Raw genomic sequence first — 22,715 nt, forward strand, 5'->3', positions numbered from 1 at the left:
CAGATTCGTCACGTATCCACCTGCTCGTCTTACGACGGCGCCGGGCCGTCTCATTGTTCTGCCTTTCATGGACCCTAACGCGACGTTCCCTCCGGGGAATCCCGGTAAGTGAGCTGTTCGCTGTCAGCGCAGGTCACTTCGCGGGGGGCGGGAGCGGTGCGCGGGGGGTGGCTCTGTTGTCGCCGGGCCGCGGGCGGACGAGGGCCGGCGCGCCCGCGGACAAAGCCCCCTCTCGATAATCCCGCGCCCGGGAGCCGCCTGCCCGCGGGGAGACGGCACAGGCCCCCGGGAGACACTCCCGGGGGCCTGTGTGCGCGCTTCAGGGGCGCCGTGGGCCCGTTCAGTCCTCGGCGTTCTCCTCGGAGGTCTCCGACGCCTCCGCGGCCTCGGTCTCCTCCTCCTCTTCGTCGGACAGATCGACGACCTCGCCGTTGGTGTCCTTCACCGTGGCGGCCTCGACCACGACGGCCAGGGCCTTGCCGCGGGCGACCTCGCCGACCAGGAGCGGCACCTGGCCGCCCTCGACGACGGCCTGGGCGAACTGGTCGGGGGACATGCCGGAGGAGGCCGCGCGCCGCATGAGGTGCTCGGTGAGCTCCTCCTGGTTGACGTTGAGCTGCTCCTTCTTGACCAGCTCGTCGAGGACGAACTGGGTCTTGATGCCCTTGACCGCGGCCTCGCGGGTCTCGGTCTCGAACTCCTCGGCGGTCTTGCCCTGGATCTCCAGGTACTTCTCGAGAGTGAGGCCCATCTGGGCGAGCTGGTGGTGCTCCAGGTTGTGCTTGCGGGTGTTGATCTCGTCCTCGAGCAGCTTCTCGGGGACCGGGACCTCGACCAGCTCGAGGAGCTTGTCCAGGACGCGCTCCTGGGCCTGGGTGGCCTGGTCGAACTGCTTCATGTTCTCGAGGCGCTTGCGGCTGTCCGCCCGAAGCTCCTCGAGCGTGTCGAACTCGGAGGCGAGCTGGGCGAACTCGTCGTCGAGCTCGGGCAGTTCGCGGGCGGCGACCTGGGTGACCTTGACGGTGACCTCGGCCTCCTTGCCCGCGGCGGAGCCGCCCTTCAGCTCGGAGGTGAAGGTGCCCTCCTCGCCGGCGGACAGGCCCTTGACGGCGTCGTCGATGCCGTCCAGCAGCTCGCCGGAGCCGATGGTGTAGGAGACGCCGTTGGCGATGCCGTCCTCCAGCACCTCGCCGTCGACCTTGGCCTCCAGGTCGATGGTGACGACGTCGCCGTCCTCGGCGGCGCGCTCGACCGGGGAGGTGGAGGCGAAGCGCTCGCGCAGCTGCTCGACCGACTTCTCCACGTCCTCGTCGGTGACCTCGACCGCGTCGACCTCGACCTCGATGCCGGAGTAGTCCGGGATCTCGAGGGCCGGGCGGACGTCGACCTCGGCGGTGAAGTTCAGCGTCTCGCCGTCCTTCAGTTCGGTGATGTCCACCTCGGGCTGGCCCAGCGGGTTCAGCTCGGCCTCGTTGACCGCCTCGGTGTAGAACTTCGGCAGCGCGTCGTTGACGGCCTCCTCCAGCACCGCACCGCGGCCGAACCGCTGGTCGATGACACGGGCGGGGATCTTGCCCTTGCGGAAGCCCTTCACCGTGACCTGCTGGTTGATCTTCTTGTACGCCGCGTCGAGGCTGTCCTTGAGCTCCTCGAAGGGCACCTCGACAGTGAGCCGAACCCGGGTCGGGTTCAGGGTCTCCACGGCGCTCTTCACGGTTCGGTCTCCTTGTGGCTGACTTCTTGGATTCCGCCGAGCCAGACAGGTCCGGCGGATTCGCCGCCCGGAGGGGTACGTAGGCCGTGGGGGCCGGGTCACACGGGCGCGCAGTTTGCATAGTAGCCGCAGCGGGTCAGCGCCCCAAAAGGCGATCATCACGCCGTCGTGTGTCGGTGGTCGGGGTGGCGGGATTTGAACCCACGGCCTTCCGCTCCCAAAGCGGACGCGCTACCAAGCTGCGCCACACCCCGTCTGGTGCGACACGTAGGGTACATGTCCTGGCCGGATCCGTCGGCCGCATTCCGCGAGGCGGTCGCGGGGGCGCGCGGGGCGCGCGTGATCCAAGTCGTTGGCCTGACCGGCGGGCGACCCGCTACGATGCCTGCAGTGCCGCGGTCACCGACCTGCGGCGCCGTGCTGCGGGCGTAGCTCAATGGTAGAGCCCTAGTCTTCCAAACTAGCTACGCGGGTTCGATTCCCGTCGCCCGCTCTGTTGGCCGAAGGCCCAGGTGAGAGGGGTTCTCCTCGCACCTGGGCCTTCAGTCGTCCCCGGGCGGCCGGGCCCCGGGTGTCCTGATGTGCCGCCGCGGCCGGTGACGCAGCCGCGGCACGGCGCGCACGCACGGCGCGCGCTGCCCCCGAGGCACGCGCCGCCGCGGTGCGGGACGACGCGCCGAGGGCGCAGAACCCGCCACGGCCGGAGCACCGGCCGCGGGGACGGCCGCGCCGCATCCGCCGGTCCGCCGCGGGGTCGGAGCTTGTCAGGACTTATCAGAACTTGATCGAGTTGATCGACTCCGCTATCGAGTTCAGAAACCGGTTGATGGACGGCGCCATGCCGGTCGAGGCGAGGAAGAAGCCGAAGAGGATGGCCACGATGGCGGGACCGGCCTTGATGTTCCCCCCTCGGATCAGCACCACCAGGATGATCGCCAACAGCAGCACCACGGACAGTGAAATGGCCACACTGATCACACCCTCGGTCGGTCCCTCTCCCGGCCCGGAGGTACGGCCCACGCACCCCCGCCAGAACCATCGTGCCACCAACCAGGCCGCTCTATGCGGCGCCTGACGCGATGTCGGACGGTTGGCCCGTCACGGGTGAGGTGCCGCACAGTAATTCAAGGGGCAACCGCCCGTGACTCCACCAGGAATTACGCGACTTCGTTTCCGTGTCCACACATCCTGTGCGCAGGTAATTCGAATTGATGACACAGAGGCGTCGTATGCCCCAATTAGTCGGGATGAATTGGGACATCAAGGGCGGTCGAAGGGTACGCGTGTGCTCACCATCACGTGGACAGGGGAGGCACGTTCGGCAAATCTGCGGGTACCCGAAGCCAATAACCAGGAATGACAGCGGGGGTTTTACGAAATCCCACAGACGACGCTAGGGTGCCTGAGATGTTTGATGCCGCCTCGTCCCCCGGCCAGAACCCGCGGGCACTCCCTCCGGCACAGCCGCCGGCGCACGGAGTGCCCGGTCCGCGTACCCCGTCGCGTACGCAGGAGCGGCAGACGAGGACGGACAGACCCGGCAAACAGCGCGACGCGTTCTTCGACAACGCCAAGTACCTGGCCATCGTGCTCGTCGCGATGGGGCACTCCTGGGAACCGCTGAAGGGTGACAGCCGCATCCTGGAGGCCGCGTACACGGTCGTGTACTGCTTCCACATGCCGGCCTTCATCATCATCTCGGGCTTTTTCTCGCGCGGCTTCGACATGCGCCCGGACCGGCTGAAGCGGCTCGTCACCGGCGTCGCCGTGCCCTACGTCGTCTTCGAGACGGCGTACCCGCTCTTCAAGAACCTCGTCACCGGCTCCCACGAGGAGATCAGCCTCCAGGACCCCTGGTACCTCACCTGGTTCCTGCTCGCGCTGTTCGTCTGGCGGCTGACCACACCCCTCTGGAAGCTGGTGCGCCACCCGCTGCCGGTGGCCCTCGGCATCGCGATGCTGGCGAGCGTCACGCCGAGCATCGGCGACGACCTCGACCTCCAGCGCGTCCTGCAGTTCCTGCCGTACTTCGTCCTGGGCCTGTGCCTGAAGCCCGAGCACTTCCGGGTGGTGCGCCGCCGCTCGGTGCGCACCCTCGCCGTTCCGGTGTTCGCGGTGGCGCTGCTGGTCGGCTGGTGGGCGGTGCCGCGCATGAACACCGCGTGGTTCTACCACCGCGACGCCGCGCAGGAGCTGGGCGCGCCCTGGTGGTGCGGCCCGGTGATGACCCTCGCGCTGATGGGCTGCTCGCTGCTGCTGACGGCCTGCTTCCTCTCCTGGGTGCCGGGCCGCAGGATGTGGTTCACGGCGCTCGGCGCGGGCACCCTCTACGGCTATCTGCTGCACGGCTTCCTGGTGAAGTTCGCCGACTACCGGGGCTGGTTCGACCACGCCTCGCTGCACCGCCCGCTCGGCGAGATCACGGTGACCGTGCTCGCGGCCGCCGTCGTCACCCTGCTGTGCACCCGGCCGGTGCAGCGGCTCTTCCGGTTCGCGATGGAGCCGAGGATGGAGTGGGCGTTCAAGCAGGACGCCGCCCAACTGGCCCGCGAGCGCCAGCAGAGGGAATACGCGAAGGCCGGCGTCTGACACGACGTCGGTGCCGGGCGGACGTCCGCCTCGGCCGCCGTCGGCTACGCCCGCCGCAGACCGAGAAGTGCGCGCATCCGTGCGTACTTCTCGGTCAGTCGTTTCCGGGTCGGCTCGTCCAGCAGGGCCAGCCGCTCCGGGTCGGCGTTGTGCGCCAGGTCCGCCTCCTTCACCAGCAGCGCGCCGGGTACGGCGAGGATCCGCCGCGCGTACGCCGCCGGCTCCTCCCCCGCCCGCTTGGTGAGGGCGTCCACGATGGCCTTGGTGCGCGGGGTCAGGGCGGCGGCCGCGAGCCACTGACGGGTCAGCGCGTCGTCCTCGACGGCGTCGTGCAGCCAGGCCGCCGCGATCTGCTCCTCGTCGCCGCCGCGGGCGCGCACGCCCGCCGCGACGGCCGCGAGATGCTCGGCGTACGGCCGTCCCGCCTTGTCGGTCTGCCCCTCGTGCGCCGCCCGCGCGACGGCCTCGACCTCGGCCGGGGTGAGGGTCTCGCGGGTCGGTGGCGTCTGGGGCTTCCCGGTCACTCGTCGGCTCTCCCTCGGGCTCTCAGCGCGGGCCCGCCGACGCCTCGCGGCAGATCAGCAGCAGGGCCCGGTCGTCGTTGACGTCCTTGGCGACGGCCTCGATGAGGTGCCATGCGGCGCCGTGGAAGCCGCCGGCGACATAGCGGTCGGCCTCGCCGGTGAGCCGGTCGATGCCCTCGACGATGTCGCGGTCGGACGTCTCCACCAGACCGTCCGTGAACAGCATCAGCACGTCCCCGGGCCGCAGCGAGCCCTTCACCGGGTCGAACTGGGCGCCGTCGTACACACCGAGCAGCGGTCCCTCGGCGGCCTTCTCCTCCCAGCGCCCGCTGCCCGCGCTCAGCTGCAGCCCCGGCGGATGGCCCGCGGAGTACAGCTCGTAGTCCCCGGAGTCGAGGTCCAGGACCAGATGGATCGAGGTGGCGAAGCCCTCGTCCCACTCCTGGCGCAGCAGGTAGCCGTTGGCGGCCGGGAGGAAGGCGTGCGGCGGCAGGGAGCCCAGCAGGCCGCCGAACGCGCCCGACAGCAGCAGCGCCCGCGACCCGGCGTCCATGCCCTTGCCGGACACGTCCGTGAGGACGACCTCCAGCGTGCGGCCGCCGTTGGTCCGGGCGGCCACCACGAAGTCGCCCGAGAAGGACTGGCCGCCCGCCGGCCGGAGCGCCATCTCGTGGTGCCAGCCCTGCGGCAGCTTCGGCAGCTTGCTCTGCACCCGGATCCGCTCGCGCAGGTCGAACAGCATGGTGCCGCCGCGCCGCCAGGGGACGCCGACGCGGCTGCGGAACTGCGCGGTCAGCAGCCCGAAGAAGCCGCACGCGGCGACCACCAGGACCACGCCCGGAGTGACTCGCGACGGCCCCTCGGTGTACGGGCCGAGGCGTACCGACTCCACGATGAGCGCGGTGGCCGCCGCCGCGTACAGGCCGAGCAGGCTCGCCGGGCGCAGCAGCAGCCCGCCCGCGACGACCGGCAGCAGCAGGGTGGCCGGGGAGCACCACACGGAGTTGACGAGGGTCATGCCCGCGAGGACCGGTATGGCCAGCAGCAGTCCGGCGAACGCGATCCAGTCGGAGCCGTCACCGCGGAAGTAGTCGACGGCGCTTCTGCGCAGGCCGACGCGTGCCCGGTGCCACTGCATCCTCCACCGGGCCGTGAACCTCTCGGCCTTCGCGCGCCGCTCTCGTCCTGCTGCCATCAGTTCGGGACCCTATCCATCGCACCGGCCGCTTGGCACGGGAGGTCCCACTTGTCCCCCGTGCGGGGCTCGACTTCACGGTTCGTCCTCACAGTGAACGTCACTCGCGGCCCTCGCGCCGCCGACCGGGAGAAATTCGCTGGCTCGTCCCGCAAGGCCCCTGGTACGTATGACGTATGGGGAGCGACCGCGGGCCGAAGACGCCCGAGCTGAAGGTGCTGCGTCCGGAGGACTTCGACCGGTGGTGGGACCACCTGATGCGCGCCTTCGGCGGCGGTTCGGTGTCGCCCGAAGAGCGCGAACAGGACAGGTCCCTCACCGAGTTCGACCGCTCCCTGGGCGCCTGGGACGGGGACGCGCTGGTCGGCACGTCCGGGGCGTTCAGCTTCCGGATGACCGTGCCGGGCGGGGCCCTGGTGCCGACCGCCGGCGTGACGATGGTCAGCGTCTCCGCGACGCACCGTCGGCGCGGCGTGCTGAGGTCGATGATGGGGCGGCTGCTGGCCGACGCGCACGCCAAGGGTGAGCCGCTGGCGGCGCTGCACGCGTCCGAGCCCGCGATCTACGGCCGCTTCGGGTTCGGCGCGGCGACCCTGCATCTCTACGCCGAGATCGACACGGCCCGGGTGACGCTGTCCCTGCCGCCCGGCACCGACGAGATACGCGTGCGGTACGCCGAGCCGGCCGCCGTCGTGCAGGAGTGCGAGGCGGTCTACGCCGCCCTGGTGCCGCGGCGTCCCGGCATGCTGGCCCACCGGCCCGGCTGGGAGCGGGCGGGGCTGCTGGATCCGGAGGACGGACGGCAGGGCGCGTCGGCGCTGCAGTGCGTGGTGGCCGAGCGGGACGGCGAGGTCGTCGGGTTCGCGCGCTTTCGCACCAAGGTCGGCTGGGGTCCGAGCGGACACGACGGCACGGTGACGCTGGAGGACCTCTGCGCGCTCGATCCGGCGGCCCAGGGCGCGCTGTGGCGTTTCCTGTTCGGCATCGACCTGATGTCGACGCTGACGATGCGGTCGCGGCCGGCCGACGAGGCGTGGCAGCACCTGGTCTCCGACATCCGCCGCTGCCGGACCCGCCTGCGGGACGCCGGCTACGTCCGTCTCGTGGACGTGGGGGCGGCCCTGGCGGCACGCACCTATCTGACGCCGGTGGACGTCGTGTTCGAGGTCGAGGACGCCTCCTGCCCGTGGAACGCGGGCCGGTGGCGGCTGACCGGGGACGCCAAGGGAGCGTCCTGCGAGCGTACGACGGACGCGCCCGATCTCTCCCTGTCCGTACGGGAGTTGGGGACGGCCTACCTGGGCGGGCCGACCCTGCTGTCGCTGGCCGCGGCCGGGCGGGTGCGGGAGCTGCGCGCCGGGGCGCTGGCGGAGGCCTCGGTGGCGTTCGGCTCACCGGTGGCGCCGTGGGTGTCGCACGGCTTCTAGTAGGACTCCGGGGTCACCGGGCCTGGCAGGTGGGGCACCAGAAGAGGTTGCGGGCGGCGAGGCCGGCGGTGCGGACCTCGTCGCCGCAGACGTGGCAGGGCCGGCCGGCGCGGCGGTAGACGTACACCTCGCCGCCGTGGTCGTCCACGCGGGGCGGGCGGCCCATGGCCTCCGGCGTGTGCTCGGCCCGGACGGTGTCGATGCGGTTGCGGCGCACGCCCTCGCGCATGAGCTCGACGAGGTCGCCCCAGACGGCGTCCCACTCGGCCCGGGTGATCTCCCGGCCGGTCCGGTACGGGTCGATGCCGTGCCGGAAGAGGACCTCGGCGCGGTAGACGTTGCCGACGCCGGCGACGATCTTCTGGTCCATGAGCAGGGCGGCGATCGTCGTACGGCTGCGGCTGATCCTCCGGTACGCCGTGGCCGGGTCGGCGTCCTCGCGGAGCGGGTCGGGGCCGAGGCGGGCGTGTATCGCCTGCTTCTCGGTGCCGGTGATCAGCGCACAGGTGGTGGGGCCGCGCAGGTCGGCGTACGCGGTGTCGTTCGCGAGCCGGAGCCGGACGGTGTCGGTGGGCGGGGGCGCGGGGGCGGGCCCGAAGCCGGCCTTGCCGAAGAGGCCGAGGTGGATGTGGACCCAGTCGCTGTCGCGGAACCGCAGGAAGAGGTGCTTGCCGTGCGCCTCGGTGGCGGTCAGCCCGGCACGGTCCAGGAGGGCGGCGGCGTCGGAGAACTTGCCCTGCGGGCTGGTGACGCGCGGCGCCGTCCCCTGAAACCGCTCGGCGTAGTCCCGGGCCAGCCGGTGAATCGTGTGCCCCTCGGGCAAGGCGGGGGTGTCCTTTCCTGTTCCGTGCGCGCGCCCGCCGGCTCTCTCGGCCGGCGAACGGGCGCGGGCGCAGGCGGGCAAGGACCGGGGGCCGGGGGCCGGGCCCCCGGGACCTCCTACGGCTGAGGGTGGTGCGCCGGAATCGGCGGCAGCTCCCCCGTGGTCTCGTACGCCGACAGCATGTCGATGCGCCGGATGTGGCGCTCGTCGCCGGAGAACGGCGTGTTGAGGAACACCTCGACGAACTTCGTCGCCTCCTCGGTGCTGTGCATGCGGGCACCCACCGCCACCACGTTGGCGTTGTTGTGCTGCCGGCCGAGCGCGGCCGTCTCCTCGCTCCACGCGAGCGCCGCCCGCACGCCCTTCACCTTGTTCGCGGCGATCTGCTCCCCGTTGCCGGAGCCGCCGATCACGATGCCGAGGGCATCGGCGTCCGCGGCCGTCCGCTCGGCGGCGCGGAGGCAGAAGGGCGGATAGTCGTCCTGGGCGTCGTAGATGTGCGGCCCGCAGTCGACGGGCTCGTGACCCGCCGCCTTGAGCCACTCGACGAGGTGGTTCTTGAGTTCGTAGCCCGCATGGTCGGAGCCGAGATACACGCGCATGGGACGAGTGTGACACGCCTGTATCAGGGCAGCAGCCCCGGGTGGCGATGCCCACGACAGGCAAGGGAACCATGCCGATTTGTGAGCCAGACCATAGAAGCTCAAGAAAACCTCAAGTAACAATCCGGATTCAGAGGTTCCCGAATTCATTCACCTCAGATTCACTGGACCGGCTCGTACACCGCTCGTGCGCAGTCCCGTGCACCCGCCGCACAACGGCACACCCCCCACCCGTGCGGGAACCGCCCCACAGGCACAAAGGAACTCCGTCCATGACCCCTGGTTCCGGACTTCAAGCAGGCCTCAAGAACCGTCACCTGACGATGATCGCCATCGGTGGTGTGATCGGGGCCGGACTCTTCGTCGGCTCCAGTTCCGGTATCGCCACGGCGGGACCGGCCATCCTGCTGTCCTACGCCCTCGTCGGCACCCTCGTCGTCCTGGTGATGCGGATGCTCGGCGAGATGTCGGCCGCCAACCCGACCTCCGGGTCCTTCTCCGCGCACGCCGACCGTGCGCTCGGCCGCTGGGCCGGCTTCTCCATCGGCTGGCTCTACTGGTTCTTCTGGGTGGTCGTGCTCGCCGTCGAGGCGACCGCGGGCGCCAAGATCCTGGCGGGCTGGGTCCCTGCCGTCCCGCAGTGGGGCTGGGCTCTCATCGTCATGATCGTGCTGACCGCGACGAACCTGGTCTCGGTCGGCTCCTACGGCGAGTTCGAGTTCTGGTTCGCCGGCATCAAGGTCGTGGCGATCGGCGCGTTCATCGTCGTCGGCCTGCTGGCCGTCTTCGGGGTGCTGCCGGGTGTGCACTCCGACCACGCGAGCTTCGGCAACCTGACCTCCCACGGCGGCTTCCTGCCGCACGGCCCCGGCTCCATCCTCACCGGCGTGCTGCTGGTCGTCTTCTCCTTCATGGGCAGCGAGATCGCCACCCTCGCGGCCGGCGAGTCCGAGGACCCGCAGGGAGCGGTCACCAAGGCCACCAACAGCATCATCTGGCGGATCGGCGTCTTCTACCTCGGCTCGATCCTCGTCGTGGTCTCGCTGGTGCCGTGGAACGACCCGTCCCTGGAGAAGCAGGGCTCCTACGTCGCCGCGCTGAACTCCCTCGGGATCGCGCACGCCGGCGACATCATGAACGTCGTCGTGCTGACGGCGGTGCTGTCCTGCCTCAACTCCGGCCTCTACACGGCCTCCCGGATGGCCTTCTCGCTCGGCGAGCGCGGTGACGCGCCGAAGGCGTTCTCCCGCACCACCTCCCGCGGTGTGCCCATGGCGGCCATCCTGGTCTCGGTCGTCTTCGGCTTCGTCGCGGTCTTCTTCAACTACGAGTTCCCGGACTCGGTCTTCCTCTTCCTGGTCAACTCCAGCGGTGCGGTCGCGCTGTTCGTGTGGCTCGTCATCTGCTTCTCGCAGTTGCGGATGCGCAGGATCATCCAGCGCGAGGCGCCGGAGAAGCTCATCGTGAAGATGTGGCTGTACCCGTACCTGACCTGGGCGGCGGCCACGCTGATCATGGGCGTCCTGGTGTACATGCTGTTCGACACCGAGCACGACGGCCGGGAGACCGTGCTGCTGTCGCTGCTGGTCGCGGCGATCGTGCTGGCCGTCGCCGTGGTGAAGGAGCGGCTCGAGGGCAACCGCGCGCCCGTCGCCACCGAGGAGCCCGCCGACAGGGTCGGCGTCGGCTGATCCCTCCCCTTGCGGCACATGGCCGCGGCACCCGACGGGTTCCGTCGGGTGCCGCGGCCATGCTGCTGCGCACGAGACGTCGGTTCGGCGCCGGGGGCGGGCCTCCAGGACCCGAAGACGCAAAAGAGGCTCGCCGGGCTGAAGGGCCGGTACGGCCCGGCGAACCTCTTCCGCGGGAGCTGCGGCGTGGCGGGACTAGCGCTTGCCGACGAGCTTCCAGGCCGTCGGCAGGGCGCCCATGGCCAGGGCCGCCTTGAGGGCGTCGCCGAGCAGGAACGGGGTGAGGCCGGCGGCGACGGCCTGCGTGAGGGAGAGGTGGGCGGCCAGCGCCAGGTAGGGCACGCCGACGGCGTAGACGACGGCCTCGCCGACGATCATCGTGCCCGCCATGCGCAGCGGGGAGCGGTCGGCGCCGCGGCGGGCGAGGGCGCCCACGGCCGCGGAGGCGAGCAGCATGCCGAGGACGTAGCCGAAGGAGACGGCGCCCGCGCCGGAGCCGCCGCCCGCGAACCAGGGCACGCCGGCCACACCGGCGAGGGCGTACAGGGCGAGCGAGAGGAAGCCGCGCCGGGCGCCGAGCGCGGTGCCCACCAGGAGCGCGGCGAAGGTCTGGCCGGTCACCGGCACCGGGGAGCCCGGCACGGGCACCGACACCTGGGCCGCCAGGCCGGTGAGCACGGCACCGCCGAGCACGAGGGCGGCGTCGCGCACGCGGGACGCGGGCAGCAGGTCGGCGAGGACGGCGCCCGGGCGGGCGGTGACGGTGGCGGTGCTCATGGGGACTCCACGGTGTGGTGTGGACACGTCGGGACACCGCGACGCTATCCCAGCGGCCGACAACTGATCACCGTCGGCGCTCGACAAAGGGGCGAACGGCGCCTTCGTGCGCTTCGCACAAAGGATGCCGCGTACACACGGTCGGGCGTGATACCGGTCACTGAGGTGGAGGCGCCCAGCTCACGTCGGCGTGGCGCGGCGGAACTGTAGGGTCCCGCCAAAGCACCGCCGGGTCCGTCTCGCTCCTCAGTCGCCGTCCGGGCAGCGCGGGGGCGCCGTGCCGGCGTCGCACACGACGCCTCGCACCCGACCCCGTGACACGCAACCGGAACATCACACTCCGTGCGGTGGGTGTCCGGATAATGGGCGGCCCGTCCGTGTGAGCGGACGGGCCGCCCAGACTGTGGGCGTTTTTGCCCGCCGATCGCATTGGGAGAGCCCCGCCCCATGCCCAGCAGCACCCGCCCGGAGACCTCGCCGACCCAGGCCCCGCCGCATCAGGAGGGCGCCCGGCTCTCCCACGGCCTCAAGCAGCGCCACCTGTCGATGATCGCTCTCGGCGGAGTGATCGGCGCGGGCCTGTTCGTCGGCTCCGGTCAGGGCATCGCCGCCGCCGGCCCGTCGATCGTCGTCGCCTACGCGCTCTCCGGCCTGCTGGTCATGCTGGTGATGCGGATGCTCGGCGAGATGTCCGCGGCGTACCCGTCGTCGGGCTCGTTCTCGGCCCACGCCGAGCGGGCGATCGGGCCCTGGGCCGGCTTCGCGGCCGGCTGGTCGTTCTGGGTCCTGCTCTGCACGGCCGTCGGCCTGGAGGGCATCGGCGCCGCCACGATCGTGCAGGGCTGGCTGCCGGGCACCCCGCAGTGGATGTGGGTCGCGCTGTTCATGGTGGTGTTCTGCGGCACGAACCTGGCCGCCGTGAAGAACTTCGGCGAGTTCGAGTTCTGGTTCGCCGCGCTGAAGGTCGGTGCGATCTCCCTGTTCCTGGTGCTGGGCGTGCTGGCCATCGCGGGCGTGCTGCCGGGCACCGACGCGCCCGGCACCGCCAACCTGACGGACTTCCTCCCGCACGGCAGCCAGGGCCTGGTCGTCGGCCTGCTCGCGTCGGTCTTCGCGTACGGCGGCCTGGAGACGGTCACCATCGCGGCGGCCGAGTCGCAGGATCCGGTGCGGGGCGTGGCGAACGCCGTCCGCACCGCGATGTGGCGCATCGCCCTGTTCTACGTCGGCTCCATGGCGGTCGTCGTGACCCTGGTCCCGTGGCACACGAAGGAGGTCGCGGAGAAGGGCCCGTACGTCGCGACCCTCGACCACCTGGGCATCCCCGGGGCGGGCCGGCTGATGAACGTGGTCGTGTTCGTCGCGCTGCTGTCCGCGATGAACGCCAACATCTACGGCTCCTCGCGCATCGCCTACTCCCTGGTGCGGCGCGGACAGGGCCCGAGGGGGCTGGCGAAGCTGTCCGGCGGGGTGCCCCGGATCGCGGTCCTCACCTCCTGCTTCTTCGGCTTCGTCTGCGTGCTGCTCAGCTACTGGCGCCCGGACGACGTCTTCCCGTGGCTGCTGAACATGATCGGCGCGGTCATCCTGGTCGTCTGGATCTTCATCGCGGTCTCCCAGCTGCTGCTGCGCCGCCGGATCGAGCGCGAGGCGCCGGAGAAGCTGGTGGTCCGCATGTGGGCGTTCCCCTGGCTGACCTGGGTCGCGCTGGCCGGGATGGCCGCGGTGTTCGTGCTGATGGCCCGCGAGCCCGGCACCCGCGTCCAGCTGTACTCCTCGGGCGGCATGACGCTGGTCCTGGCGGCCGTCGGCTACGCCTGGCAGCGGCTGCGCGCCCGGCAGGACTGATCCGCCCGCCTCTCCTCGCACGGCCCCCGACGTCTTTCGGGGCGGCGTGACGGACCGTCAAACGGCAGGTCCTGCCCGCGGGCGCGCCGCCGCGCCGGCCCGCACGGTCGTGCCGCTCACGCCCCGGGGGCGCCCCCGACCGCCCTCCCGTCTCGTGCTCGTCGTCCCACCCTTCGCGCGGACGGCGGGCGAAGGACGACCCCCGCGAGTACGTGTCTCGCGGGGGTCTTCCGGTAGGGGGGACTCCGGGGGATGGTGTCGGGATGCGGACGTACTACTGCCACACCTGCGACACCGACCAGCCGCACCGCAGGCTGAACGCCGCCGAGGCGGCCATGCTCGAGGAGCGGCTGGGCCGCCGCGGTGTGCACGAGTTCTGGATCTGCGATGCCGTGCTCGACGCCGAGACCGGCCGGCGGTGCCGGAACCTGCGCACCGGTTGGAACAAGAAGCCGTTCGACCGGCCCGTCAAGCTGCCCGTGCCCGAGTGAGCCGCGCGGCGGGCGTCACAGGTTGCTGAAGTCGGGGCCCTTGGTGCGGGTGCGCTTGATCTCGTAGAAGCCCGGCACCGAGGCGACCGCCAGGGTGCCGTCCCACAGGCGGGCCGCCTCCTCGCCCTTCGGGGCGGGGGTGACGACCGGGCCGAAGAAGGAGATCTGCTCGCCGTCGGGGCCCGGGACCGAGATGACCGGGGTGCCGACGTCCTGGCCGACCTTGTCGATGCCCTCCTTGTGGGAGGCGCGCAGTTCGGCGTCGAACTCGAAGTCCTGCTGCTCGGCGTAGTCGATCAGCTCGGCGGGCAGGCCCACGTCGGCGAGGGCGCCGGCGATGGCCTCCAGGGTCGGACCCTCGCCGTTGTTGTGGATGCGGGTGCCGAGCGCGGTGTACAGCGGGCCGAGGACGTCCTCGCCGTGCTTCTGCCAGGCCGCGGTGACCACACGCACCGGCTGCCAGGCCTTGGTGGCCAGCATCTCCCGGTACTCCTCGGGCAGCTCGTCCAGCTTGTCCTCGTTGAGGACACCCAGGCTCATGACGTGCCAGCGCACCTCGATGTCCCGGACCTTCTCCACCTCCAGCACCCAGCGGGAGGTCATCCAGGCCCAGGGGCACAGCGGGTCGAACCAGAAGTCTACGGGGGTCTTGTCCGACATGTCTCTCCTCATGGGAAACCCTTTTCCGGGGAAACACCCCTGCTCGCTCAGCCATTCCCCGGTGCTCCGTGCCAGGGGCGCATGGCAGGATCGGCCTGTTGCCCACAGCCACGCGATCACAAGGGAGTGCCGCCCGTGCCCGGTGAGAATCTGTCCCGCGACGAGGCCCGGGAGCGGGCCGCCCTGCTGTCCGTCGACGGATACGACGTGTCCCTGGACCTCAGGTCCGCGGTCGGCGACGGGGACGGCGAGCCGCGCACCTTCCGCTCGGTGACCACCATCCGCTTCCGCTGCAACGAGCCGGGCGCGTCCAGCTTCGCCGATTTGATCGCGCCGAGTGTGACCGCCGTGTCGCTGAACGGCCGGGATCTGGACCCGAGCGAGGTGTTCGACGGCGCCCGGATCGCGCTGGAGGACCTGGCCGCCGAGAACGAGCTGGTGGTGGACGCCCAGTGCGCCTACTCGCGCACCGGCGAGGGCCTGCACCGCTTCGTCGACCCGGAGGACGGCGAGGTCTACCTCTACACCCAGTACGAGCCGGCCGACTCCCGCCGGGTGTTCGCCAACTTCGAGCAGCCGGACCTCAAGGCGCCGTTCCGCTTCGAGGTGCGGGCGCCGGAGGGCTGGACGGTGTGGAGCAACGGCGCGGGCGAACACGCCGACGGGGTCTGGCGGTTCGCGGAGACGAGACCGATCTCGACGTACATCACGTGCGTGGTGGCGGGGCCGTACCACTACGTCACCGACTCCTACACGCGCACCTTCGAGGACGGCACGAAGCTGGAGATCCCGCTCGGCGCGATGTGCCGCAAGGCTCTCGCCCCGCACTTCGACGCCGAGGACGTCTTCCTGGTCACCAGGCAGGGCCTGGACTTCTTCCACGACCACTTCGACTATCCGTACCCGTTCGGGAAGTACGACCAGGCGTTCGTGCCGGAGTACAACCTGGGCGCGATGGAGAACCCGGGCCTGGTGACGTTCCGCGAGGAGTACATCTTCCGCGGGAAGGTGACGCGGGCGTCGTACGAGGCACGCGCCAACGTGATCCTGCACGAGATGGCGCACATGTGGTTCGGCGATCTGGTCACCATGGTGTGGTGGGACGACCTGTGGCTGAAGGAGTCCTTCGCGGACTTCATGGGCACGTTCGCGAACGTCGGGGCGACCCGCTTCCGGGACGCGTGGATCACCTTCGCGAACCGCCGCAAGGCGTGGGCCTACCGCGCGGACCAGCTGCCGTCCACGCATCCGATCACGGCGGACATCCGCGATCTGCAGGACGCCAAGCTGAACTTCGACGGCATCACCTACGCCAAGGGCGCCTCGGTGCTCAAGCAGCTGGTGGCGTACGTCGGCCAGGACGCGTTCCTGGAGGGCGCCCGCCGCTACTTCAAGCGCAACGCGTACGGCAACACGCGCCTCGGGGACCTGCTGTCGGTGCTGGGCGAGACCAGCGGCCGGGACATGTCGGCGTGGGCGCGCTCCTGGCTGCAGACGGCCGGGGTGAACTCGCTGACCCCGCAGGTGCTGCTGGAGACCGACGGCGGCCGGATCGCGGAGCTGGCGGTGGTGCAGGAGGCCCCGGAGTCCCACCCGGAGCTGCGTCCGCACCGGGTCGCGGTGGGCCTGTACCGGCGTACGGCCGAGGGGGCGCTGGAGCGTTACGCGCGCGTGGAGACGGACGTGGAGGGCCCGCGCACGGTGGTGGCGGAGCTGGCGGGCGCCGAGGCCCCGGCGCTGGTGCTGGTCAACGACGACGACCTCACCTACTGCAAGGTCCGCTTCGACGAGACGTCCCTGGTGACCCTGCGCGAGCACCTGGGCGCGATCGCCGACCCGCTCGCCCGCGCCCTGTGCTGGTCGGCGCTGTGGAACCTGACCCGGGACGCGCTGTTCCCGGCGCGGGACTTCATCGCCCTGGTGCTGCGGTTCGCGGGCCGCGAGTCCGACATCGGCGTGCTGCAGATGCTGCACACGTGGGCGCACTCGGCGCTGGTGCACTACGCGGCGCCCGCGTGGCGGGAGACCGGCGGGGAGCTGCTGGCCGAGGGTGCGCTGCGGGAGCTGCGGGCGGCCGAGCCGGGCAGTGAGCACCAGCTGGCGTGGGCGCGCTTCTTCGCGACGTCGGCCTCCTCCGAGTCCGACCTGGCCCTGCTGAAGGACCTGCTGGACGGCACGTCCACGATCGACGGCCTTGAGGTGGACCAGGAGCTGCGCTGGGCGTTCCTGGAGCCGCTCGCCGCGCACGGGGTGGCCGACGAGTCGGTGCTGGCCGCCGAACTCGCCCGGGACGACACCGCCTCGGGCAAGCGCCACCAGGTCCGCTGTCTGGCCGCCCGCCCCTCGGCGGCGGTCAAGGCGCAGGCGTGGGCCCAGGTCGTGGAGTCGGACGTGCTGTCCAACGCCCTTGTGGAGGCGACCATCGCGGGCTTCGGCCAGCCCTCCCAGCGCGAGCTGACGGCGCCGTACGCGCAGAAGTACTTCGCGGAGATCGAGCGGGTGTGGCGGGAGCGCTCGATCCAGATCGGCATGGACATCGTGCGGGGCCTGTTCCCCGCCCATCAGGACCGGCCGGAGACCCTGGAGGCGACGGACGCCTGGCTGGCCTCCCATCAGGACGCGCCGCCGGCGCTGCGCCGTCTCGTCCTGGAGGCGCGGGACGACCTGGCGCGGGCGCTGCGCGCACAGGCGTGCGACGCGGAGGCCGGCGGCCACTGAGCTTTGGCCTGAGCCTGCAGGGCCGGTGACCGTTACGGAATCCCGTCAATAGCACCCGTAACCCCTGGTCCACACCGAGTGGACCAGGGGTTTTCCGTGGCTACTCGGCACCCGAACACCTGACCTTTAGTCCCGCCTTGTCCGTATCCGTCGACGAGCGTGTAACAGCGGTTAAAGATGTGACCGGCCGCGGGAATCTCGACGCCATGACGCACAACACCCCCCTCTCCCCCCGGCCCCTGCGCCATCTGTCCGACGTGCACCGCCGCGTCGTGACGACGGCTCAACTCCGCTCCCACGGCGTGTCGACGGCCGAGCTGACCGAGCGGTGCCGCCCCGACGGCCCCTGGCGCCAGCTGCTGCCCAACGTCGTCCTCCTCCACCCGGGCCCGCCGACGAGCGAGGAGCGTCTGCACGGCGCCCTGCTGTACGCGGCCCGCGAGTCCACGCCCGGTGTGCCCGTCCAGCCGACGGCGCAGAGCCCGCACCGCCCGGTCTACCGGGAGGCGATGCTCACCGGCCTCGCGGCCCTCACCCTGTACGGCTTCTCGTCCACCCCGTCGCTGCTCTCCCTGGACCACGTCGACGTGCTGGTGCCCCGCCTGCGCCGCATCCGCTCCACGGGGTACGTCCGGGTCGTGCGCACCCCGGACCTGCCCACGCCCCGGGCGGTGACCGGGCTGCCGGTGGCGCCGGTGCCGCGGGCGCTGGCGGACGCGGTGGCGGACCTGAAGGACCCGCAGGAGGTACGGCGGCTGCTGACCGAGGCGGTGCGCGGCGGCCACTGCGAACCGGCCGCGGTGGTCCGCGAGCTGACGAGTGCGAAGCTGCTGACCCGTCCGCACGTGGTGGACGCGGTGGACTCCCTGCTGGCGGAGGGCCGGGCGATCGCGGAGGACCGCCTGTACCGGATGGTCCGCACGTACGGCCTCCCGGACCCCGTCTGGAACGTCGACCTGCGCCTGCCCGGCGGCCCGCACCTCGCCGGTCTGGACGCGTACTGGCCCGACCAGGCGGTCGCCGTCGAGCTCGACACCCGCGCGCCCCGCCAGGACGAGGACGCCCTGTGGTCGGAGTACGCCCGCAAGCGCGAGCACCTGGAACGCCTGGGGATCACGGTCGTGTACATCACGCCGAGGAAGCTCAGGGAGGCGATGGAACAGCAGGCGGCGGTGGTGCGCACCGCGCTGATGGCCTCCGGCGACCGGGACCCGGCCGCCTATGTCGTGGTGCTGCCCCGGTAGTGACGGACCGGCGAGGCATCAGGAGGGGAGAGGAGGGGCCACCGGACCCGACGGCCGGTGGCCCCTCCTCGTGCGTCTGACCGCTCACCCTCCGGCACCGGCGGCACCCGGCCTCGGGCGGGCCGCGTGCGCCCGGTCGAGCGGGCCGGCGTGCGCCGCGGTCGTCCGGGTACGACGGAACCGCTCACGGCTCGTTGGCAGCGGGGATGACCTGCGCGTGAACCCGGCGGCAACGCGCAGCGCCGATCACGTACGTGGATCACGCAGGACGGTCCGCGTCATGGAGTGGACCGCGGACGGACGGGCACCGGTCAGTCCGCGTTCGTCTCCCGGGGCAGGGCGGGCTCCTCCAGCCGTCCGTGGGCCGGGCGTTCACGCCACAGGCGCAGCGCCACGTCGATCAGCCGGACGCGGGTGAGCCCGGGTACGGCACTCAGGTCCTGCCAGGCCGCGAAGTCGGTGGAGCCGCCGACCTCGTGACGCAGTTCGCCGCCGGTGATCTCGCCCTCGTAGACGAGGCGCAGGGCGTGGTGGTCGGTGACCGGGGTGAGGCGCCGGCGGGGGGAGAGAAGGCGGAAGGAGTCCACGCCGAGCAGACCGGTCACCCGGATGCGGTAACCGGTCTCCTCGGCGACCTCCCGGCGGACGGTGTCGTACGGGTCCTCGCCGTGCTCCATGCCGCCGCCCGGCAGCACCCACTCGGGGGTGCCGTCGGGGGCCGGTGACCGGGCGAGCAGGATCTGTCCGTCACGCACGCACACGGCGTAGGCCGCCACCCTCAGATTCCGTCGCATCCCCCGACGTTAACGGTCCGGATTGGCCGGTGAGTACTCCGGCGCGGACCAGCGCAGCGGCAGGGCGGACGGGGTCCACAGCGCCTCGGCGAGGGTGAAACGGACCGTGCGCCCGCCGTCGGCGGAGAACTCGGCGTGCGCCTCACCGGTGAGCTGGAGGGTGGTGCCGGTCGTCCAGTCGAGGAACAGCAGCCCGGCGCGGGGGTCGCCGCGCAGATTGCCGAGGGTGAGGAACATGGCGTTGCCGGGGTAGTCCGGCCAGGTCAGTTCGTGCGGTGAGGCGACCCGGACGAAGCCGGGGTTGCCGCCGCGGTGGCTGGCGTCGGCCCCGCCGGGGTGGACCGTGGCCAGGAAGAAGGTGTCGGCCGAGCGGATGAACTCCTCCTGTTCCGGAGCGAGTTCGGTGAGCAGCCGGGCTGTTCCCGGCCCGCGGTCGGCGAGTGTCTCGTACGACTCCCTGCGCTGGATGTACCTGGGGCAGTTGGAGAAGACCTGGTCCGCCTCCACCGCGAAGCCCCTCGGCGTCGGCTCCAGGCGGCCGTTGAGGCGCATGCGGCGGCGGGTGCGGGGGTCCAGGGCGATGGTGCCCACGGGGGTGCCGGGGGTTCTCAGCGCCGGCGCGAGCCGCCCGGTGTCCGCACGCACCGACATCCGACGGGGTCCCGTCGCCCGGACGAAGCCCGGCTCACCCGTGAGCGCCGACGCCCACACCCTGCCCGTCCCCGGGTCCGCCGCGCCCACCACCAGCAGGGGCTGCAGTTCCAGGAAGGCCGCCGCGACCGGCTTGATGTCCTGGCCGACGGAGCGGCCGACGTGCTCGGCGCGGTCGCGCACGCCCATCAGCTCCTGCACGGCCAGCGAGCCCGCGTGGTAGCCGGCCATGTCAGAAGAAGCCGCAGGTCGGGGCGTCGGCGTGCGGGGCCGGGGCGCCCTCCGGGCCGAGCGGAGCGGCGATCTCCAGGCGGATGCCGTCCGGGTCGTGGAAGAAGATGCCTCCCGAGGTCCCGCCCTCGCGGTGGGCGACCACGCCCTCGTGGGCGAACTCCACGCCGTACTCCCGCAGCGCCGCCTCGTACTCCCGGATCCGCTCGACGGAGTCCACGGAGAAGGCGAGGTGGTGCAGTCCGGGCCGGCCGCCGTCGTACGACCCCTCGGCCTGCTGCCAGAGGGTGACGAGGGGCAGGCCGCCGGGCTCGCCGAGCATCGCGTACCGCCGGTCCTCGTCCTTGCCCTCGGCGAGCAGGGCGAAGCCGAGGACGTCCCGGTAGAAGGCGAGTGAGCGGTCGAGGTCGGTGACGTTGAGGCCGGTGTGGGCGATGAGCGGGGTCATGGGTCGTCCCTTCGGGTTGCCGGAGACTTTCCGGCCGTATAACCGTTGTCGACCAGGTTAGGCAGTTAGATGTGCCGGCGTCAACCGGTCACATACTCTTGAGTGGTTAGACGACAAGGAGGTGCCCGATGCCCACCGTCCGCGACCCCCGCCCGCTCACCGGGGAGCCCCTCGCGCTCGACCTGCTCAACACCCGGTGGAACAGGGAGGGCACCGTCCAGGACCTGCTCGTCGACACCGAGGGGCTGGCGGTCTGGCTCGCGAGCAACGGGCTGGCGGACAGGCACCCGGCCGGCCCGGAGGCGCTGCGCCACCTGCGCGAGGCGCGCGAGGCGATCAGCGCGGCGGTGGACGGCTCACCGGCCCGGGCGGCACCGCTCGTGGACGCCGTCCTCGCCCACGGCAGGATCCGGGCCCGGCTCACCGCGGACGGCCCCGCCGAGGAGCCCGAGTTCGCCGACCCCTCCTGGGGTCCGGCCTGGCTCGCCGCGCGCGACTACCTGGACCTGCTCACCCGGGGCCCGGAGCGAATCCGCGGCTGCGCCGGCGGCGGCTGCATCCTGCACTTCTTCGACACGTCCCGGAACGGCACCCGCCGCTGGTGCTCGATGGCCGCGTGCGGCAACCGCGCAAAGGCGTCCCGCCATTACGCGCGCTCGAAGGAGAGCTGAGCACACCCCGGACGAGACGTGACGCGGGAGGGGCGGGCGTGCGGACCCCGCCCCTCTTCCTCCCTGTTCTTCCGTGCCGGTGAGCGATGGCTCAGACGGCTCAGGGGGACTCGTCGGAGGGGCAGCCGACGTGCCGGGAGCCGGGCAGGGCCTGCTCGATCCAGGCGCGGTCGGCGGCGACGCGGCCGTCTCCCACATCCCACCGGCTCGCGCCCCGCTCCCCCCGGCCGACCCGCACGAGCACGTGCTGCCCCGCGCGCGGCGCCGGTGTCGCACCGGCGTCGAGCAGGAAGCTGACCCGGGCCGGACCGCGGGCGGGCTTGTAGGAGCGGATCACCGTGAGCGTGATCCGGCGCCACGGGGACTGCTTCCACGGCTCGACCCGGGCCACCGTGCCCTCCACCACCAGCTGCGAGCAGGCCAGCACCCGCTCCGGGTCGGACGGCCGCCCGCCGTCCCCGAAGGCCGGGTCCGGGGCCTGGTCCGCGCTCTTGGCCCCGGCGCTGTCCTCCGAGGCCCCGGGCGCCGAGTGCGTCACCAGCCACCCCAGCCCGACGACGACGGAACAGGCCGCGACCCCGGCGAGCGCACCCAGCGCGACCCGCAGCGGCCGCCGGGACCGAGCGGGACGGCCGGGGCGAACGGCACCCCCAGGACGCCTGCCGCCGCGCAGACGCCGGCCGGGCCGCACGGAAGGCACGGATGCCTCGGCATCCGGGGGCGAGGCGGGCGCTCCGTCCCCCCCGGCGAAGGCATCCCCGGTCAGCGCACCGCCAGGGGCCCCCGCATCCCCGGTCAGGTGTTCCGCGAGCCGGGCCAGCTGCTGTCTGAGCAGGGCCACGTCGGCCTCGGCCGCACGGTGTTCGGCGAGGAAAGCGGAGTCGTGGCGGGCGTCCTCCGGCAGGGGTTCCCCGGTGATGACGGCCATCAGGGCGTCCAGGCCGTCGTGTTCGGCGGTCACGTCACACCACCTCGTCCTCGTGCAGCCGGTCGCGCAGCGCGCGGACCGCCGTGTGCAGCCTGCTCTTGACCGTGCCCTCGGGCACACCCAGCTCCTCGGCGATGTCCCGCACGGGCAGGTCGGCGAAGAAGCGCAGCACGAGCACCTGCCGCTGGGCGGCGGGCAGCTCGTCCAGGCCCCGGGCGAGGGACAGGGAGAGCAGGCTGCTCTCCTCGCCGGAGACGTGCGCGGGCCCGCGCAGCGCGGCCAGCCGCTCCCCCAGCCGCTCCTGCCGGCGCCGGGCCCGGTGCCAGTCCATGGCCAGGTTCGAGGCGACCACCGCCGCCCACGCCGACACGTCCCGCGGCGCCTCGCGGCCACTCGCGGTCCGCTCCAGCAGCCGCAGGCGGACCTGCTGCACCCCGTCCGGCAGGTCCGACTGCGGCACCCCGCCGAGGGCGAGCACCGCCCGCACCCGGCGTTCCTGGGCCGCGTCCAGCGGATCGCCGCCGGTACGGTCCGTGAGATCCGTACCGGCGGCGTACGCCCCCTGGTCGCGGCGCGCCCCTCCGCGCAGCACAAGCCACCCCCTCCAGCGTCTGCCCCTACGACGCGCCGGCGGCCGGAAACGTTCGGGCCGTCCCGGCGGGCCGCAGAGGCGTACGTCACACCTTCGT

The 22,715-nt window shown here is 72.0% G+C and carries 21 protein-coding genes and 2 tRNA genes; 9 read left to right on the plus strand and 14 right to left on the minus strand.

Annotation, left to right across the window (positions count from 1 at the left end; genetic code table 11):
- Positions 1-340: 340 nt before the first annotated feature.
- The gene (gene tig, locus ACLU3S_RS11110) at positions 341-1,714 is read right to left on the minus strand and encodes a trigger factor (protein WP_413951605.1); all 1,374 of its coding nucleotides are present in this window, start codon (positions 1,712-1,714) and stop codon (positions 341-343) included.
- Between the two features lie 177 nt (positions 1,715-1,891).
- Positions 1,892-1,968: transfer RNA gene (locus ACLU3S_RS11115), tRNA-Pro, on the minus strand.
- A gap of 168 nt (positions 1,969-2,136) precedes the next feature.
- Between ACLU3S_RS11115 and ACLU3S_RS11120 the strand changes: the two genes are divergently transcribed.
- Positions 2,137-2,207 (plus strand) — tRNA-Gly (locus tag ACLU3S_RS11120).
- A 281-nt stretch (positions 2,208-2,488) separates the two neighbouring features.
- On the opposite strand, the gene ACLU3S_RS11125 is transcribed toward ACLU3S_RS11120, so the two are convergent.
- Positions 2,489-2,683 carry a hypothetical protein gene (locus ACLU3S_RS11125; protein ID WP_366014320.1) on the minus strand — a complete coding sequence of 65 codons (195 nt, stop codon included), beginning with the start codon at positions 2,681-2,683 and terminating at the stop codon, positions 2,489-2,491.
- A 438-nt stretch (positions 2,684-3,121) separates the two neighbouring features.
- On the opposite strand from ACLU3S_RS11125, the gene ACLU3S_RS11130 reads away from it, so the two are divergent.
- Positions 3,122-4,303, plus strand: a complete 1,182-nt coding sequence (locus ACLU3S_RS11130) for an acyltransferase family protein (protein WP_413951606.1) — start codon at positions 3,122-3,124, stop codon at positions 4,301-4,303.
- A gap of 44 nt (positions 4,304-4,347) precedes the next feature.
- Here ACLU3S_RS11130 and ACLU3S_RS11135 read toward each other — a convergent pair whose 3' ends face one another.
- Both ACLU3S_RS11135 and ACLU3S_RS11140 read right to left on the minus strand, forming a co-directional pair.
- On the minus strand, positions 4,348-4,827 hold the full coding sequence (locus tag ACLU3S_RS11135) for an HD domain-containing protein (protein WP_413951607.1): 480 nt from the start codon (positions 4,825-4,827) through the stop codon (positions 4,348-4,350).
- A 22-nt stretch (positions 4,828-4,849) separates the two neighbouring features.
- Positions 4,850-6,022 carry a PP2C family protein-serine/threonine phosphatase gene (locus ACLU3S_RS11140; RefSeq protein ID WP_413951608.1) on the minus strand — a complete coding sequence of 391 codons (1,173 nt, stop codon included), beginning with the start codon at positions 6,020-6,022 and terminating at the stop codon, positions 4,850-4,852.
- A 176-nt stretch (positions 6,023-6,198) separates the two neighbouring features.
- On the opposite strand from ACLU3S_RS11140, the gene ACLU3S_RS11145 reads away from it, so the two are divergent.
- A complete protein-coding gene (locus ACLU3S_RS11145) occupies positions 6,199-7,449 on the plus strand; it encodes a GNAT family N-acetyltransferase (RefSeq protein ID WP_413951609.1) in 1,251 nt (416 codons plus the stop codon).
- Positions 7,450-7,462: 13 nt separating this feature from the next.
- Here the strand turns inward: ACLU3S_RS11145 and ACLU3S_RS11150 are convergent, their stop codons facing one another.
- Positions 7,463-8,272: an Fpg/Nei family DNA glycosylase gene (locus tag ACLU3S_RS11150; RefSeq protein WP_413951610.1), complete on the minus strand. Its 810-nt coding sequence runs from the start codon at positions 8,270-8,272 to the stop codon at positions 7,463-7,465.
- A 116-nt stretch (positions 8,273-8,388) separates the two neighbouring features.
- Positions 8,389-8,874 carry a ribose-5-phosphate isomerase gene (locus ACLU3S_RS11155; protein WP_413951611.1) on the minus strand — a complete coding sequence of 162 codons (486 nt, stop codon included), beginning with the start codon at positions 8,872-8,874 and terminating at the stop codon, positions 8,389-8,391.
- Positions 8,875-9,146: 272 nt separating this feature from the next.
- On the opposite strand from ACLU3S_RS11155, the gene ACLU3S_RS11160 reads away from it, so the two are divergent.
- Positions 9,147-10,565 (plus strand): amino acid permease, encoded by a 1,419-nt coding sequence (locus ACLU3S_RS11160; protein ID WP_413951612.1) that lies wholly within the window; start codon positions 9,147-9,149, stop codon positions 10,563-10,565.
- 195 nt (positions 10,566-10,760) lie between these two features.
- Here the strand turns inward: ACLU3S_RS11160 and ACLU3S_RS11165 are convergent, their stop codons facing one another.
- Positions 10,761-11,342: a biotin transporter BioY gene (locus ACLU3S_RS11165; RefSeq protein ID WP_413951613.1), complete on the minus strand. Its 582-nt coding sequence runs from the start codon at positions 11,340-11,342 to the stop codon at positions 10,761-10,763.
- Positions 11,343-11,789: 447 nt separating this feature from the next.
- On the opposite strand from ACLU3S_RS11165, the gene ACLU3S_RS11170 reads away from it, so the two are divergent.
- Both ACLU3S_RS11170 and ACLU3S_RS11175 read left to right on the plus strand, forming a co-directional pair.
- On the plus strand, positions 11,790-13,190 hold the full coding sequence (locus ACLU3S_RS11170) for an amino acid permease (protein ID WP_413951614.1): 1,401 nt from the start codon (positions 11,790-11,792) through the stop codon (positions 13,188-13,190).
- A gap of 263 nt (positions 13,191-13,453) precedes the next feature.
- The gene (locus tag ACLU3S_RS11175; RefSeq protein ID WP_413951615.1) at positions 13,454-13,681 is read left to right on the plus strand and encodes a hypothetical protein; all 228 of its coding nucleotides are present in this window, start codon (positions 13,454-13,456) and stop codon (positions 13,679-13,681) included.
- 15 nt (positions 13,682-13,696) lie between these two features.
- On the opposite strand, the gene ACLU3S_RS11180 is transcribed toward ACLU3S_RS11175, so the two are convergent.
- A complete protein-coding gene (locus ACLU3S_RS11180; protein ID WP_413951616.1) occupies positions 13,697-14,341 on the minus strand; it encodes a DsbA family protein in 645 nt (214 codons plus the stop codon).
- Positions 14,342-14,476: 135 nt separating this feature from the next.
- On the opposite strand from ACLU3S_RS11180, the gene pepN reads away from it, so the two are divergent.
- Both pepN and ACLU3S_RS11190 read left to right on the plus strand, forming a co-directional pair.
- Positions 14,477-17,059, plus strand: coding sequence for an aminopeptidase N (pepN, locus tag ACLU3S_RS11185; RefSeq protein WP_413951617.1), 2,583 nt, complete (start codon positions 14,477-14,479; stop codon positions 17,057-17,059).
- A gap of 206 nt (positions 17,060-17,265) precedes the next feature.
- Complete coding sequence (locus tag ACLU3S_RS11190) at positions 17,266-18,303, plus strand: hypothetical protein (RefSeq protein WP_413951618.1); 1,038 nt, start codon at positions 17,266-17,268, stop codon at positions 18,301-18,303.
- Positions 18,304-18,614: 311 nt separating this feature from the next.
- On the opposite strand, the gene ACLU3S_RS11195 is transcribed toward ACLU3S_RS11190, so the two are convergent.
- The 3 genes from ACLU3S_RS11195 to ACLU3S_RS11205 are packed head-to-tail and all read right to left on the minus strand — an operon-like array spanning position 18,615 to position 20,427.
- A complete protein-coding gene (locus ACLU3S_RS11195) occupies positions 18,615-19,097 on the minus strand; it encodes an NUDIX hydrolase (protein WP_413951619.1) in 483 nt (160 codons plus the stop codon).
- Between the two features lie 9 nt (positions 19,098-19,106).
- Complete coding sequence (locus tag ACLU3S_RS11200; protein ID WP_413951620.1) at positions 19,107-19,979, minus strand: pyridoxamine 5'-phosphate oxidase family protein; 873 nt, start codon at positions 19,977-19,979, stop codon at positions 19,107-19,109.
- Position 19,980: 1 nt separating this feature from the next.
- The gene (locus ACLU3S_RS11205) at positions 19,981-20,427 is read right to left on the minus strand and encodes a VOC family protein (RefSeq protein WP_413951621.1); all 447 of its coding nucleotides are present in this window, start codon (positions 20,425-20,427) and stop codon (positions 19,981-19,983) included.
- Between the two features lie 128 nt (positions 20,428-20,555).
- On the opposite strand from ACLU3S_RS11205, the gene ACLU3S_RS11210 reads away from it, so the two are divergent.
- Complete coding sequence (locus ACLU3S_RS11210) at positions 20,556-21,098, plus strand: CGNR zinc finger domain-containing protein (protein ID WP_413951622.1); 543 nt, start codon at positions 20,556-20,558, stop codon at positions 21,096-21,098.
- A 100-nt stretch (positions 21,099-21,198) separates the two neighbouring features.
- Here ACLU3S_RS11210 and ACLU3S_RS11215 read toward each other — a convergent pair whose 3' ends face one another.
- Together ACLU3S_RS11215 and ACLU3S_RS11220 are read right to left on the minus strand one after the other, a co-directional pair.
- Positions 21,199-22,059: a hypothetical protein gene (locus tag ACLU3S_RS11215; RefSeq protein ID WP_413951623.1), complete on the minus strand. Its 861-nt coding sequence runs from the start codon at positions 22,057-22,059 to the stop codon at positions 21,199-21,201.
- A gap of 1 nt (position 22,060) precedes the next feature.
- Complete coding sequence (locus ACLU3S_RS11220) at positions 22,061-22,618, minus strand: RNA polymerase sigma factor (protein ID WP_413951624.1); 558 nt, start codon at positions 22,616-22,618, stop codon at positions 22,061-22,063.
- Positions 22,619-22,715: the final 97 nt, after the last annotated feature.

The organism is Streptomyces sp. AF1A (assembly GCF_047340315.1).
In the GTDB taxonomy this organism is placed as follows: domain Bacteria; phylum Actinomycetota; class Actinomycetes; order Streptomycetales; family Streptomycetaceae; genus Streptomyces.

What these genes read in the sequence shown, in the direction of transcription:
- ACLU3S_RS11155 (WP_413951611.1), bottom strand. Translation starts at nt 8,874, where the DNA reads ATGCGCGTGTATCTCGGCTCCGACCATGCGGGCTACGAACTCAAGAAC.
- ACLU3S_RS11200 (WP_413951620.1), bottom strand. Translation starts at nt 19,979, where the DNA reads ATGGCCGGCTACCACGCGGGCTCGCTGGCCGTGCAGGAGCTGATGGGC.
- ACLU3S_RS11190 (WP_413951618.1), top strand. Translation starts at nt 17,266, where the DNA reads ATGACGCACAACACCCCCCTCTCCCCCCGGCCCCTGCGCCATCTGTCC.
- ACLU3S_RS11195 (WP_413951619.1), bottom strand. Translation starts at nt 19,097, where the DNA reads ATGCGACGGAATCTGAGGGTGGCGGCCTACGCCGTGTGCGTGCGTGAC.
- ACLU3S_RS11160 (WP_413951612.1), top strand. Translation starts at nt 9,147, where the DNA reads ATGACCCCTGGTTCCGGACTTCAAGCAGGCCTCAAGAACCGTCACCTG.
- ACLU3S_RS11165 (WP_413951613.1), bottom strand. Translation starts at nt 11,342, where the DNA reads ATGAGCACCGCCACCGTCACCGCCCGCCCGGGCGCCGTCCTCGCCGAC.
- ACLU3S_RS11170 (WP_413951614.1), top strand. Translation starts at nt 11,790, where the DNA reads ATGCCCAGCAGCACCCGCCCGGAGACCTCGCCGACCCAGGCCCCGCCG.
- ACLU3S_RS11205 (WP_413951621.1), bottom strand. Translation starts at nt 20,427, where the DNA reads ATGACCCCGCTCATCGCCCACACCGGCCTCAACGTCACCGACCTCGAC.
- ACLU3S_RS11140 (WP_413951608.1), bottom strand. Translation starts at nt 6,022, where the DNA reads ATGGCAGCAGGACGAGAGCGGCGCGCGAAGGCCGAGAGGTTCACGGCC.
- ACLU3S_RS11180 (WP_413951616.1), bottom strand. Translation starts at nt 14,341, where the DNA reads ATGTCGGACAAGACCCCCGTAGACTTCTGGTTCGACCCGCTGTGCCCC.
- ACLU3S_RS11130 (WP_413951606.1), top strand. Translation starts at nt 3,122, where the DNA reads ATGTTTGATGCCGCCTCGTCCCCCGGCCAGAACCCGCGGGCACTCCCT.
- ACLU3S_RS11210 (WP_413951622.1), top strand. Translation starts at nt 20,556, where the DNA reads ATGCCCACCGTCCGCGACCCCCGCCCGCTCACCGGGGAGCCCCTCGCG.
- ACLU3S_RS11145 (WP_413951609.1), top strand. Translation starts at nt 6,199, where the DNA reads ATGGGGAGCGACCGCGGGCCGAAGACGCCCGAGCTGAAGGTGCTGCGT.
- ACLU3S_RS11175 (WP_413951615.1), top strand. Translation starts at nt 13,454, where the DNA reads ATGCGGACGTACTACTGCCACACCTGCGACACCGACCAGCCGCACCGC.